Origin of the sequence: Paenibacillus luteus (genome assembly GCF_006542765.1) — a bacterium.
GTDB classification, from domain to species: Bacteria; Bacillota; Bacilli; order Paenibacillales; family Paenibacillaceae; genus Pristimantibacillus; species Pristimantibacillus luteus.
In genome coordinates this window covers 54,714-68,810 of record NZ_SKCD01000022.1, presented here as the reverse complement: position 1 = coordinate 68,810, position 14,097 = coordinate 54,714, and the positions used below count along the sequence as shown (strand labels likewise).

Genomic DNA, 14,097 nt, shown 5'->3' with positions numbered 1-14,097 from the left:
TAAGCGTCAAACAGCCCTCAACTTGATGACAAGGTGGGGGCTGTTTGACGCTTAGTGTGTCCTGAAGAAAAGCAGCAATGAATGGAGTGATAAAAGCAGCTTTTCGAGCTTTGCATGAGATGAGGTTAGGCCCCTTAGAATCGACATTCAGCTGTAGATTTTAAACGGCCGTTGGGTGCTGCAATCAAAAGTTGTGGTGCTGAGCGCAATTGGAAAAGGCCAAGTGAATTGGGCGGTAAGTGTCATGAAGATGAACGAATGTGAAGAACTGATGAAACGTCGTTAAGATAATGTACGGTCGAAACCAGAGATTTTGAGCGGTCGCTGGGATAAGGTCTAGCTTATGTGCAATAAATCTGTTTCCATCGAGGAATTAGCCAAGTTAATAAATCCGGTTATTCGTGGTTCGTTTAACTACTTTCTCGAAATTTGCGACAGGCTCTGCCAAAAGAATCCTCACTTATATAAATCTCACCTTAGCCAGATAACTGAAATTTAAAAGAAAAATAACGGAAATATAGAAGCTGAGTGTAAAACATACAAGTACAATGAAGTAGGATTAAAAAGATTTAAACGTTTTTAAATGAGGAATAGTCTTCTATGCCTCAGTGTTTTTGATTTCAGTATTAAGGCGTAATCACTACAGCGCATAGTAGCAATAGAAATATAGGGGATAACGACAACAGATACCACAGTGGAATCAGGAACAAGAAGAAACCATATAACCTGTAAAAGATGGGAGAGCTACTATGAAAACAACGACCATAAATCTTACCAATAAGAATGTAACGTTAACTACGTATTTGCTAGATCCTTTTTCTAATACTCGTAATCGTCCTTCCATCCTCATATTACCTGGTGGTGGTTATCAAATGCTTGCGGACCATGAGGCCGAACCTGTTGCAATGGCTTTCTTAGCTGAAGGCTATCATGCGTTTATCTTGCGATACTCGATAAAGGAAACTGCATCGTTTCCTAAGGCTCTAAACGATGCGGAAGAAGCTTTGGAATTAATAAGAAATAAAAGTAGTGAATGGGGCATCGATCCAAATAAAATCGCCGTATGTGGGTTCTCCGCAGGAGGGCACTTGGCTGCTGCACTGGGTACCATGGGGGAAATCAGGCCCAATGCCTTGATTTTAGGTTACCCTTGTATTCTAGAATCCATGAGTAATATTCTAGCCTTTCCAGTTCCAGCTGTGAATGAAGCTGTAAATCCCGCGACTCCCCCTGCCTTCATTTTCCACACCTTCGAGGATGCTGTAGTACCAGTTTATAATTCACTAGCCTTTGCAACTGCTATGGATAGAGAAAAAATCCCTTTTGAACTTCATATATTTAAAAATGGAAATCACGGATTGTCGCTCGCTAAGCCTCTTTCATCATCTGGTATGCGGACGATGGTAAATAACGACGTGTCAAAATGGTTTGATCTCTGCGTGGCTTGGATTAAGAATGTTTTTGGTGAGTTTGATACAAACCGAGAAATGCTGATACACACTAAAATTGAGGATATCATTGAATACAACCTGGATGTTCAAATAGGATTGTTATGGGATAACCCGGTTTGTAAAGAACGAATTATTATCGATCTCCCTGAACTCAAAGATAACCCTTCGGAGCTTACCATGATGGGTTCTATACGTGTGATATTAGAGATGGGTGGGGATTATATCTCGCTCTCTGAAGAGGCAGTCAGAAAATTAGAATGCGATCTTAAAGCGATACCTCTTGCTATAAAAAAAATCTAAAAAGGATGGTTTTCTGATGAGTGATAACAAACAGAATCATTTATTTTCAAACGTAGACCCTACTATGATGGAAGTCATCAATAATGCAGTTAACATGCTTAATACGCAGAAGCTCAACGCCTTTGTCGGCTTGAACAAATATGCAAAAGAAAGCGGAGTCGTATTTATTGGTGATTCTATTACAGAAGGCTTCCCAATTCACGAGTTACTGAAGAGCGATAAGCCAATGTACAACAGAGGAATTGCAGGTGATCAAACGCGGGACCTGCAGGAAAAGCTCCAGAATGTAGTTCTGGACTTAAAACCGGAAAAAGTCTTTTTGCTGATCGGGACGAATGATCCCATGGACACAGACACTCCAAATGAAATAGTACGTCGAATAGAAGAAATTTGCAAATCAATTTTGAGCTCGCTGTCCGAAGTAAAACTTTATGTACTATCCGTGTATCCGATAAATCCGAATGAAGAAGTGAACAAAACCACTTTGCAGGTAATGGGGGCCCGGACTAACGAAATCATTCAAACTATCAATGCAGGAATAAGAGATATGACAGCAAACCTTAAGATAACTTTTATTGATGTATACCCATTACTGCTTGATGCAAATGGTGAATTAAATGCAACATATACTTATGATGGTCTTCATTTGAATGCGGAAGGTTATATGGTTGTAAAAGAAGTCATTCAAAATTATTTGTAGAATCTATGTATTCTCCTATCAATGGTACCATTGACAGGGCTCAAGGCGATTGCGGCGCTTGTTGTTTTCTAGTTTTCAAGTAATCACGTCATATATTGGGAACTAAAACTAACTAATGCAAGATGAAAGGCGAGATAAACTATGATTAGAAATTCCTTTAACGATGATTGGACAGTAGGACCGAAAGCAGGGTTTTTCTCGGAAATTGCAGCTTCGCCGGTAGTTTCTAAGAAAATTACACTTCCGCATGACGCCATGATCTGGAACAAGAAACTTAAACCTGAGGAAGGCGGGAACGTCGGCATCGGTTCCTTCCCGGAAGGGAGCTATGACTATAAAAAGAAGTTCTTCGTACCGTTGGAGTACAAAGATAAGAGGGTAACCATTGAGTTCGAGGGCGTTTACATGAATGCAATGGTGTACATTAACAGTGATTTTGCCGGTCAGCATCCATATGGGTACTCGAATTTTTATATTAAAGCGGATCGATTCCTAAAGTATGGTGAAGAGAATGAAATTAAAGTCGTCGCTATGAATCTTAAAGACGCTCGTTGGTATTCCGGTGCAGGGATCTATCGGAATACCAGGCTAATTGTGGGGAATTTGGTACATGTCGCTCTGGATGGCGTGAAAATATCGACGCCCGATATTAATAAGGAACGTGCTGTAGTTACCGTGGCAACTGTGATCGAGAACGAAGGCCTTCACACTCGAACCGTTACCGTACAGACGGAAATCGTTGATTCAGACGGCAATGTTGTAGAACGAGAGATTTCGCCGATTACGACTTTCGCAGGAGAAAGCGCGACGCTAAGGCAACGTATCTATGTCAGAGAGCCAAAACTTTGGTGCGTCGATAAACCGAATTTATATCAATGCCAAACCCGCATTTTATCGGCGGATGGGGAATTGCTGGACGAGGAAGCGAACACTTTCGGAATTCGCTCGTTAACGGTGGATCCAGATAAAGGACTGTGTGTTAATGGGGAGGTCGTTAAGTTGCGGGGCGCTTGCATTCACCATGACAATGGCGTAATCGGCGCCGCTACCATAGACCGGGCAGAGGAGCGCAGGATTGAAATCCTGAAGGGAGCAGGCTTCAATGCACTGCGTAGCGCGCATCATCCGATGAGCAAGGCGCTTCTTCATGCTTGCGACCGTCTAGGCATGTTGGTGCTGGACGAAAGTTTTGACATGTGGACCTCGACGAAAGGCGATCATGACTATGCGCTTAATTTCCCAACATGGTGGGAGAAAGATATTCAAGCGATGGTTGATAAAGACTACAATCACCCGAGCGTCATTATGTACACGATCGGCAATGAAATTCCGGAAACCGGAAGACCGATTGACTCAGTTTGGGGTCGCAAAATGGCCGAAAAAATCCGATCACTTGACGACACCCGATATATTACGAATTCCATCAACTTCATGGTATCCTCATTGGACGGTATCGTTAAAATGATGAAAGCAAACCAACCAAATAGCGGCGAAGGCGGAAGTGAAGGTATCAATACGATGATGAATAACTTGGGGGAACATATGGCTGCAATCGTGGCTAGCGATCTTGCTAAAGAAAATACGTCCGAATCCTTCGCTTATACAGACATTGCCGGATATAACTACGGGGAAGCGCGCTACTTGATGGATATGGAACAATTTCCGAACCGCGTGATTGTTGGTAGTGAAACGAAACCTAGTGATATAGATAAAAATTGGAAGATGGTAAAAGAAAATAGTCGTATCATTGGCGATTTTACCTGGACTGGCTGGGATTATATAGGCGAGTCTGGAATCGGCAGAGTTGTTTATAATCCAGCTGAATTAGCATCGGGCATTGTAGGCAGCTATCCGTGGTTTACGGCTTGGTGCGGAGATATTGACATCATAGGGAATCGACGCCCTGTATCATACTATCGCGAAATTGTATTTGGTTTGCGCAAGCAACCGTACATCGCAGTTCAAAGGCCGTTACATTATGGAAAAGAAGTGATTCCGATGATGTGGAGTTGGAGCGATTCCGTATCAAGCTGGTCCTGGAATGGGTATGAAGGTAAACCGATCAAAGTGGAAGTGTATAGCGATGCGGAAGAAATAGAATTTATGGTGAATGGCTTATCGGCCGGTAGGGCGGTTGCAGGTGAACCGAACCGCTTTATAGTTGAGTTCGAAACGGAGTATCATGCAGGGGAAATTGTAGCGGTAGCCTATACCGATGGACAAGAAACGGGTCGGATGAAGCTTTGTTCGGCTACAGGTGAAATCATGTTGAAGGTGGAGGCGGATCGAACAGAGATTTTCGCATCGGACAACGATCTGTCGTTTATTATGATTAGCTTGGTAGACGTGAAAGGAAATCTGTATAACACAGCAGATAGGAAGGTATCCGTCACGGTAGAAGGTGCGGGTATGCTGCAGGGATTCGGAAGTGCCAATCCGAAGTCGGAAGAAAACTTTTTCGATACCTTTCATTCGACTTTCGACGGGAGAGCCCTTGCAGTTGTTCGTCCAACCAGCGCCGGAGTGATTAAAGTGACGGTCACGGCTGATGGCTGTACTCCAAAGTCCGTGCATATCAATGCACTTTAAAAAACAGAGTTTAATGATAAGTAACTCTATAGATTTTGAAAAATCTCCTTTGGAGAATGGTGAACGGAGCTAAACATTCTATCTTCACATGGTTTCAGGAATCGATTTTGATTAAGTTTTTCTACGGATAGTAGAACATCGTCCACATCCAGGACGATGTTCTTTTTCTTCATTTGTGTAGTTAAAAGGAGATTTCTCGAATTACTCATGTTAATTCAGGAGATAATTAAAACAAAGGTTGAATGTTCAGTTTGTCTTGTATAATGAATAGGATTTCTGAATTGTGGAGAAATACCAATACAGGCCTTCAACGGTCGATTTAATAAAATTATTTTCGGGTAAACTAATGTGTTAGTTGCTTATTTAATAAGTATATCTCTTATAAAGGTAAGGTGTGTATGATCAAATATAGGTCAGTAAACCGTACAATATTTAATTCAATTCGCTTTAAACTAACCGCGGGCCTTGTTATCATTATCATGCCTATAATAATATTTTTGAGTTACAACAACATGTACTCGATCGAGGTTGTAAGGAATCAGGTGGCACAATCCAACAGCAATTTAGTCAACCTTTACATGAATTTAAGCGACGCCACTTTAGATGATATTGATCGATATTTATACAAGATCGTATCAGAAGATAGTGGGCTCTCCATTCTATCTCGTTCAGAAGAGACTAATCTTGATCTCTATAATATGGGAAAGTATTTGTTATTTCGGCAACTAATCGATAATAGTGTCTATTACAAAGGTCTAGATTATTTCTTTGCTTATTCTACAGTAAATGACGATTTGGTTTTTGCTCCGAAACCGACTGGGCATGCATACACGGGGAACGATTCAATTCAGCATGTGATTGTTAACCTATTAAAGAATGAAGACATGAATCAAGGCTATACAAATGACAAATGGACAGCAGTTAAAATGGAAGAGAGTTTCTATCTTATTCATATCATTAAATCTGGAAACGTATACATCGGGGCTGGCGTTAACGCGAACGATATTATGGGACCTCTTGATTTGTTGAATTTAGGAACCAATGGAAAAGCAGTGATTGTTGACGATAACGATGAACCTCTTCAAGATGAGACATTCTTTATTGAAAATCATATCAGCTTAATTAATAAATCAGATTCGTACTATATAACGGGCCAAAAAGAAAAATATTTAGTGACCGATAAACATTCGGTGAGGGGGAATTTCAGACTGGTTGCCGTTATTCCCGATGAGGCTATTCTGGAGAAACTTCCGTATCTTCAACGAATTATTTTATTTATTATAGTCGGATCTGCATTTCTATTAGTGGCGACTTTATTTTTTATTAGAAAGGTCATTTTGGTGCCGATTAATCGGCTTGTATTCGCTATGCGAAAAATAAAAAAAGGGTTCTTGGAAGAAAGAATTGACCTACTGCCTTCTTCCAACGAATTCGAGCTGATGAACGAGACGTTTAACAGCATGGTTTCCGAAATCCAACAATTAAAAATTAATGTATACGCAGAGCAATTAATTAGCCAAAAAGCTGAGCTGAAACATCTGCAGCTTCAGATAAATCCTCATTTTTTTCTGAATAGCTTAAACGTTGTTTACTATCTCGCACAGGAAAAAAAATATAGTTTAATACAGGAATTATCTATTTCCTTGGTTCGTTATTTTCGATTTATGTTTCGGAGTAATACGAACTTCGTTCGACTGCGGGATGAATTGGACCATACCGAAAATTATTTAAAAATTCAGGGGTTTCGTTTTCCTGGAAGCTTGACTTACACTATTTCCGTTCAAGAAGGTATGGATAATTGCTTAGTTCCACCTTTAATGATCCAAACTTTTGCTGAAAATACGATTAAGCATGCGATTAATACAGATAAGTCCACTCATATCGAAATCATAATAAACGCAAATGGTAGATGTTCTGAAGAAAGATTCATCAAAATTCATATCCGGGATACTGGCAAAGGATTTTCTGAAGATGTACTGCACCAGTTAAAGCAACAAATAAATCTAGCTAACGAAGATGGAGAACATATTGGTATTTGGAATGTAAGGCGCAGGTTGCTCTTACTGTTTCAGGAACAAACTAAGATTGATTTCTCGAATGATAGTGGAGCTGTCATCGACATCATTTTGCCGTATAAAGAAGAGGAGATGTGAAATGTATAGACTATTGATTGTGGACGATGAAATGTTCATTGCAGAAGGAATTAAATCAAGTGTGAATTGGGAGCGCTTGGGTTTTGTGGGCGTATTCGTTGCCTATAACCTACGACAGGCTAAAGAAGTGTTTGATAATCATCCGATTGATTTGTTGATATGTGATATCGAGATGCCAGAAGGAAATGGGTTAGAGCTTGTTGAGTGGGTGAGGGAGTCATATTCGCAAACGGAGTGTATTTTTCTCACGGCACACCCGAATTTTAATTACGCCAAAAGAGCCATACAACTGAATAGCTTTGAGTACTTATTGAAGCCCATTCCTAAAAATGAATTGGAGGATGCCGTTATCAGGGCTATCGAGAAGATCAGAAAAGAAAAGGAATCGGCAACGATTAAGACCGAAACTTTCTGGAGGGATGTCTTGAGTCAAGCTATTCCTTCCGTTCCAAGTCGCATGGAGGAAGTCATTCGAAAACTAAATATCCCTTACTCAAAATCAATGTCGTTTTTGCCTGTCCTCATTTGGGTTCAACATTGGGATAAGTCCTTTAGCTCTCGCGATACTCAAATTATGAAGTATGCGTTGAGAAATGCATTAGAGGAGTCATTCATTCAAGATAATGCTTCGTCAGAGTTTTTGTGGATCGATGAAGAAAGCATATTGGTGATTATGCCGAATGTGAATGGGGAGAAGGAGGAACTTCCCCGATTAAGAAGAAGAATAAGAACGCGTTGCGAGTCTTTTGTCGAAGCTTGTAATAAATATTTCTATTGTCATCTTTCCTGTTATATCGGGACCACCGCATTAGTACATGAAATTCGAGATATGGTTGAAAGCTTGATTAATTTCCAGAAGAGTTATGTCAATTTTACTGACCGTGTAATATTACTGGAAGACGGAAAAAGAAAGGAATTTCAGCTCTCCATGCCTCCCTTCCATATATGGTCAGAGATGTATAAGCGAGATGACAAAACTAAGCTTATTGAAGAATCTTGGTTATTTTTGGAGTCTTGGAAGCGAATTGAAGGTCTTGATGTGAAATGGATCACCCACTTTTATCAGAGCTTTCTGCAGATGATTATGGCTACCCTACAGCAACAGGGCTTCCGAGCCGAGGATATTCTGTCCGTTCATTTGTCTCCAGGACGAATACAAGTCGCAACACGTTCCGTAAAGGATTTACAGGAATGGATGCTTGATGTTCTAGAGAATGCGTTTGTGCATACAAAGGAAGGGGGGGCGAATGAAAAGGTCGTTGAAAAAATAAAAAAATATATATCCCTTCATATCGATGAGGATTTGTCCAGACAGTGTATTTCCGATTATATCGGGCTTAGTCCTGATTATATTGTAAAGGTATTCAAAAAGGAAACAGGCAAGTCGATTACTGATTACATTCTGCAAGAGCGGATTAATCTGGCGAAGGAACTGCTGAAGAACACAGACATAACGATTACCAACATTGCAATGGCTGTCGGTTTTTCCACCAATTTCCCTTACTTTTCGACGATATTTAAGAAACAAGTATTGATGACCCCTCAGGAGTATAGAAAGAATCATCATAAGGAATAATATGGTTAATATAAATGTCGAAGATGGCTGAGGAACTCGCCAACTTCGGCATTTTTAATTGGTTGGTTGTATTTTTAAATTAATAATCAATAATGACGGAATTTTAAAAGAGGAATGCCTGATATTTAAATGTTGCTGTTTTCGTAATGCTTTAGAATGAAATTAATCAAAATGATACGAAAGGTGGCAAAGGCTTTGAAAAATGAAGTCGCGTACAAGTCCCAGGCGGACCACTCTAAAATGAAATGGACAGCAAAATTGGCTCTGGAGCTTAGAAAGGCAAAAAGGTACAGGGCGCTTGTATTTATGGCCCTCCCAGGCTTACTTTATCTGCTTATTAACAACTATTTGCCAATGTTCGGAGTAGTTGTCGCTTTTAAGAACTACAACTTTACTAAGGGGATACTAGGCAGTGAATGGATTGGATTTGAGAATTTCAAGTATCTCTTTGCAACAAAGGATGCTTACATTATTACAAGGAATACAATACTTTACAATTTTCTTTTTATAGCGCTGACTACTTCGGCCGGAATTGGGACAGCAATCATTCTTAATGAGATTAGAAAGCGGTTTTTGACGAAGATGTATCAAACATTCATACTTTTACCGCATTTGATCTCGATGGTTATTGTTGCCTATCTGGTGCTTGCGTTCCTCGACGTTGAGAAGGGCTTTTTAAATAACACCCTCTTGCCAATGTTAGGCATAGACCCAATTTCTTGGTATTCCGAGACAAAATATTGGCCGTGGATTCTTACACTTGTTAGCTTATGGAAAGGAATCGGTAACTCTTGCATTATTTACTTTGCCGCTATAATTGGCATTGACAACGAATATTATGAAGCCGCAAGGATTGATGGAGCCAACAGGTGGCGGCAGATTTGGAACATCACAATACCTTCTATTATGCCTTACGTCTCCATTATGACATTGCTTGCGATTGGTCGGATCTTCTATTCGGATTTCGGTTTGTTTTATCAGGTTCCTCTTAACTCAGGGTTACTCAGTTCGGTTACCAATACAATCGATACTTATGTATTTCGTGCGTTGATGACCATGGGTGACATTGGGATGTCCTCTGCAGCCGGACTGTATCAATCCTTCGTTGGTTTTATTCTTGTTGTGGTTTCTAATGCTATAGTAAGCAGAAAAAATAAAGACAATGCATTGTACTAAAAGGAGGTAGTTACAGTGAAATCAAATAAACTAAATCAAATAATTCTTAATATTTTCATGATTTCGTTATCCGTATTCTGCTTAATACCCATTTGGTTGTTATTTTCAGCTTCGTTGACGGATGATTCAGAAATTATCCGTAATGGTTATTCATTTCTTCCAAAGGATATTTCAATCTCTGCGTACTCCTATTTATTCGATGGTTCTCTAGGAATTATGAATGCTTATGGTATTACGATTTTAGTCACTATTATTGGCACAGTTACAGGTTTGGCTTTAACAGCGATGCTAGCATACCCACTTTCACGATTCGAGATGCCATTTAAAAATACACTGGCCTTTTTTATTTTTTTTACAATGCTGTTTAATGGCGGACTCGTACCAACTTACTTGATTTACACTAATATTTTCGAAATCAAAAATTCTTTGTGGGCATTAATCGTACCCAGTTTGCTGATGAACGGTTATTTCATTATTCTGATGCGTACTTTCTTCGCTACGTCTATACCTCGTCCACTAATTGAATCGGCACAGATCGATGGAGCAAAAGAATGGAAAATTTTCTATTCAATGATCATCCCGCTTTCGACACCTGTATTTGGAACAATAGGACTATTTTATACGCTGCTCTACTGGAATGATTGGAACAATGGTTTGATTTATATCACCGATAGTCATTATTATAGTCTACAAAACTTGCTGAACAGGATATTGCAGGATATACAATTTTTACAGTCATCAACTCAAATGGGCAACAAGGGTGATGAGTTAGTGGCTAATCTACCGCTTGGTTCAATGCGTATGGCAATTGCGTGTATAGGTATTGTTCCCTTGTTGATTGCATTTCCATTTTTCCAAAGGTTTTTCGTTAAGGGTCTAACTATTGGTTCAGTAAAAGGCTAGAGGACTCAATGAAGCAGTTAATGACTGATAATTGAAATTGAAATGTCGGATATGAGAAAGTTCCAAAACATGTTCTCTGTTAGGATGATAGTGCAAGTCGTTACATCAAATGAAAAGGGGAGGCAATTAAAATGAGAAAAAACGCTTTAAAAACAGTGCTTTTTGCAATTATGGCATTAACTTTAGTGATCACGGCGGCATGTAACAATGGTAAGAGTGGGAATTCTGATACAACATCCAACGAAAGTGGAGAAACAAGTAGTGATTTAAAACCGGTCAATTTAGTAGTGGCATTCCCAATGGTTACTGACCAGAAGGATATGGAATTGGTTCAGAACGAGATTAGCAAAATTACGAAAGAAAAGATCAATGCGACCGTAAAACTGGTACCAATCGGATTTGGAGCGTATAGTCAACAAAAAACGTTGATGTTGTCCTCAAACGAACAAGTGGATTTGATGATTAGCGGTCTCGGGACCCACAGTCAGGATGTTGCCAAAGGGTTGTACGTAGAGTTAGATGATCTTTTGGAGAAGAAGGGGAAAGGAATCAAGGACGCGTTCGAAACGACGATTGGCTCCGATATTTTGAATGCTGTGAAAATAAAGGGTAAGACTTACGGTATTCCGGTTATTCGAAACATGGCACAAGATATTTCTATTTTGATGCGCAAGGACCTGGTAGAAAAATATAAGATTGATGCCTCGAAAATAAAAACTTTAGATGACTTGGATCCAATCTTCAAGATTATTAAAGAAAATGAACCCAATATAACACCAATAGCAAAATCCAGTAACTCTATTCTTACGGTTCTTAATGGTATTAACGGTGAATTGCTTGGTGATGGAACTGGACTTTCAAACAAAGATCCTGGATTAAAGGTGGTAAATTGGTTTGAAACTGAAGAAAATGCATATTTGTTGAATACCGTTAGAAGATGGTATCAAGCTGGTTATATAGACAAAGATAGTGCTACGAGTACGGAGACTGGTTTTCATCTTATGAAAGCAGGAAAAGCTTTTTCATATCCCAACTTAATTGACCCGTGGTTTAATGAGGATTCATCAACCGGAAGAGAAACCGTAGTTGTACATCTCAAGTCTGCTCCTATTGCCACAAGTTCGATAAATTCATTTATGTGGAGTATGGCCAAAAACACGGTGAATCAGGAACGCGCAATGATGCTACTTGAGCTCATGTATACGGATAAAGATGTGGTTAATTTATTGAACTACGGAATCGAAGGAAAACATTATGTAAAAGTATCAGACGACATTATTGACTTCCCAGAGGGTGTTAATGCTTCTAATTCTTCTTACTTTCCTGCTCAAGTATGGATGTTTGGAAACTCTTTACTATCGTATCATCTTAAGGGTGAGGATCCTGAAGTTCACGTAAAGGCAGCTGCGGCTACTAAAAACGCTTTGAAATCGAAAGTTTTAGGATTTAACTTTGACTCTGAACCTGTCAGAACGGAAATCGCAGCTGTTACCAATGTTATGAATCAATATCAAGTAGCATTGGAAACAGGTATGATTGACCCCGCTACTAAAGTGCCGGATTTTAATAAGCAATTGAAAGCTGCAGGTATGGATAAAATAATTGCAGAGAAACAAAAACAACTTGACGCTTGGGCAGTAAGTAATAAATAAAGATATTAATAAAGCTTAGGGTCCCATGTCGGGATCCTTTGGTTTATTTCTTGTTTGAAGGACAATTAAAGGAGTTGAATAAATATGCAACAAGGAATTAATCCATATCTGCCATCTTTCGAATATATCCCTGATGGAGAACCGTACGTATTCGACAATAGGGTATATCTGTATGGTTCCCATGATAAATTTAACGGATATGCTTTTTGCTTGAACGATTATGTATGCTGGTCAGCGCCAGTGAATGATCTGGCGGATTGGAGATATGAAGGGTGTATTTATAAAAAAACAGACGATCCAAGAAATTCAGATGGTGAAATGTGCCTTTATGCCCCGGATGTGGCTAAAGGTCCAGACGGAAGATATTATTTGTATTACGTTTTGGACAAACAACAAATTGTATCTGTAGCAGTATGTGAGACCCCGGCAGGTAAGTATGAATATTACGGTGATGTACACTACGAGGATGGTACGCTTCTAGGAAATCAGGCGGGAGATGAACCTCAATTCGATCCTGCTTTATTAGTTGAAGGAGACACTGTGTATCTCTACACTGGGTCCTGCATGACAGGTGATGCATCTAGAAAGGGAGCGAAGGTAACTGTCTTAGCATCAGATATGATTACCATAACAGAATCATCGAAAGTGGTTGCACCTAGTGATTCTTATGGTAAAGGTACCGGATTCGAAGGGCATGAGTTCTTTGAAGGGTCTTCGATAAGAAAATGGGGTGACACCTATTACTTTATTTATTCCTCTATTAATTATCACGAGCTCTGCTATGCAACGAGTAAATCGCCTACTCATGGGTTTAAATATAGGGGGACCATAATCAGCAATAATGATAGCTATATCGACACCTACAAACCTTCTGAACTCGCAATGTATTTTGGAGGCAATAACCATGGGAGCATCGTTAATATTAAGGATAAATGGTATGTATTTTATCATAGGCATACAAACGGAACGTGTTTTAGCAGGCAAGGATGTATGGAACCAATTGAGATTCTTGAAGATGGAACGATACCTCAAGTGGAGATGACATCATGTGGTCCGAATTGTGGGCCTCTGATTGGTAATGGTGAATATCCGGCCTATCTTGCTTGTAATCTATTTTGTATTGATATTGAGCCCTCTATGCCAGGACCGGGTGATTGGATGGACTGCCGTTTCCCTAAGATTACACAGGAAGGTAAGGACGGAGACGAAGAAATCGGCTATATAGCCAACATGAGAGAAGGCGCAGTAGCGGGCTTTAAGTATTTTGATTGTAGAGGTGTCAAGGAAATTACAATAAAAGCTCGCGGAGGCTGGGGAGGAGCTTTTAAGGTTATGACTACATGGAACGGACATGAGCTTGGCAGTATTCCGGTGAAAATGATGAACGAATGGACAGAGTATTCAGCCCCTATATCTGTTCCGGATGGCGTGCAGGCGTTGTATTTTAAATATGTGGGGTACGGCAGTGTTAGCCTTGCTTCGTTTAGGCTTGATTGCTGAGGTTAAACTGCTTTATGGTTCGGCCGTATAATATAACTCTATGAGGTTCTCGAACATCTATATGTTTCAGTAGACTTTACAGCTCAATGAAAAAAAT

10 protein-coding genes are annotated in these 14,097 nt (G+C 39.8%); all 10 read left to right on the top strand.

The window, feature by feature from the left end; genetic code table 11:
- Positions 1-343: 343 nt before the first annotated feature.
- The 10 genes from E0496_RS37190 to E0496_RS17005 all read left to right on the top strand — a co-directional run bounded on the left by E0496_RS37190 (position 344) and on the right by E0496_RS17005 (position 14,000).
- Positions 344-499 carry a group II intron maturase-specific domain-containing protein gene (locus E0496_RS37190; RefSeq protein WP_141502981.1) on the top strand — a complete coding sequence of 52 codons (156 nt, stop codon included), beginning with the start codon at positions 344-346 and terminating at the stop codon, positions 497-499.
- Positions 500-749: 250 nt separating this feature from the next.
- Positions 750-1,751 carry an alpha/beta hydrolase gene (locus tag E0496_RS17045; RefSeq protein ID WP_141502980.1) on the top strand — a complete coding sequence of 334 codons (1,002 nt, stop codon included), beginning with the start codon at positions 750-752 and terminating at the stop codon, positions 1,749-1,751.
- Positions 1,752-1,767: 16 nt separating this feature from the next.
- Positions 1,768-2,451, top strand: coding sequence for an SGNH/GDSL hydrolase family protein (locus tag E0496_RS17040; RefSeq protein ID WP_141502979.1), 684 nt, complete (start codon positions 1,768-1,770; stop codon positions 2,449-2,451).
- A 141-nt stretch (positions 2,452-2,592) separates the two neighbouring features.
- Complete coding sequence (locus tag E0496_RS17035) at positions 2,593-5,040, top strand: glycoside hydrolase family 2 TIM barrel-domain containing protein (protein ID WP_141502978.1); 2,448 nt, start codon at positions 2,593-2,595, stop codon at positions 5,038-5,040.
- A 578-nt stretch (positions 5,041-5,618) separates the two neighbouring features.
- Positions 5,619-7,193, top strand: a complete 1,575-nt coding sequence (locus tag E0496_RS17030; RefSeq protein WP_241674838.1) for a sensor histidine kinase — start codon at positions 5,619-5,621, stop codon at positions 7,191-7,193.
- 19 nt (positions 7,194-7,212) lie between these two features.
- Positions 7,213-8,769: a response regulator gene (locus E0496_RS17025; protein WP_241674837.1), complete on the top strand. Its 1,557-nt coding sequence runs from the start codon at positions 7,213-7,215 to the stop codon at positions 8,767-8,769.
- A 240-nt stretch (positions 8,770-9,009) separates the two neighbouring features.
- Entirely contained in the window at positions 9,010-9,945 is a 936-nt protein-coding gene (locus tag E0496_RS17020; protein ID WP_241674870.1) for an ABC transporter permease, read from the top strand.
- Between the two features lie 57 nt (positions 9,946-10,002).
- The gene (locus E0496_RS17015; RefSeq protein WP_141503311.1) at positions 10,003-10,848 is read left to right on the top strand and encodes a carbohydrate ABC transporter permease; all 846 of its coding nucleotides are present in this window, start codon (positions 10,003-10,005) and stop codon (positions 10,846-10,848) included.
- A gap of 131 nt (positions 10,849-10,979) precedes the next feature.
- Positions 10,980-12,500: an ABC transporter substrate-binding protein gene (locus tag E0496_RS17010; protein WP_141502976.1), complete on the top strand. Its 1,521-nt coding sequence runs from the start codon at positions 10,980-10,982 to the stop codon at positions 12,498-12,500.
- Positions 12,501-12,584: 84 nt separating this feature from the next.
- Positions 12,585-14,000, top strand: a complete 1,416-nt coding sequence (locus tag E0496_RS17005; protein WP_141502975.1) for a family 43 glycosylhydrolase — start codon at positions 12,585-12,587, stop codon at positions 13,998-14,000.
- Positions 14,001-14,097: the final 97 nt, after the last annotated feature.

Coding starts and splice junctions, on each gene's coding strand:
- E0496_RS37190 (WP_141502981.1), top strand. CDS start 344: ATGTGCAATAAATCTGTTTCCATCGAGGAATTAGCCAAGTTAATAAAT.
- E0496_RS17045 (WP_141502980.1), top strand. CDS start 750: ATGAAAACAACGACCATAAATCTTACCAATAAGAATGTAACGTTAACT.
- E0496_RS17040 (WP_141502979.1), top strand. CDS start 1,768: ATGAGTGATAACAAACAGAATCATTTATTTTCAAACGTAGACCCTACT.
- E0496_RS17035 (WP_141502978.1), top strand. CDS start 2,593: ATGATTAGAAATTCCTTTAACGATGATTGGACAGTAGGACCGAAAGCA.
- E0496_RS17030 (WP_241674838.1), top strand. CDS start 5,619: ATGAATTTAAGCGACGCCACTTTAGATGATATTGATCGATATTTATAC.
- E0496_RS17020 (WP_241674870.1), top strand. CDS start 9,010: ATGAAATGGACAGCAAAATTGGCTCTGGAGCTTAGAAAGGCAAAAAGG.
- E0496_RS17015 (WP_141503311.1), top strand. CDS start 10,003: ATGATTTCGTTATCCGTATTCTGCTTAATACCCATTTGGTTGTTATTT.
- E0496_RS17010 (WP_141502976.1), top strand. CDS start 10,980: ATGAGAAAAAACGCTTTAAAAACAGTGCTTTTTGCAATTATGGCATTA.
- E0496_RS17005 (WP_141502975.1), top strand. CDS start 12,585: ATGCAACAAGGAATTAATCCATATCTGCCATCTTTCGAATATATCCCT.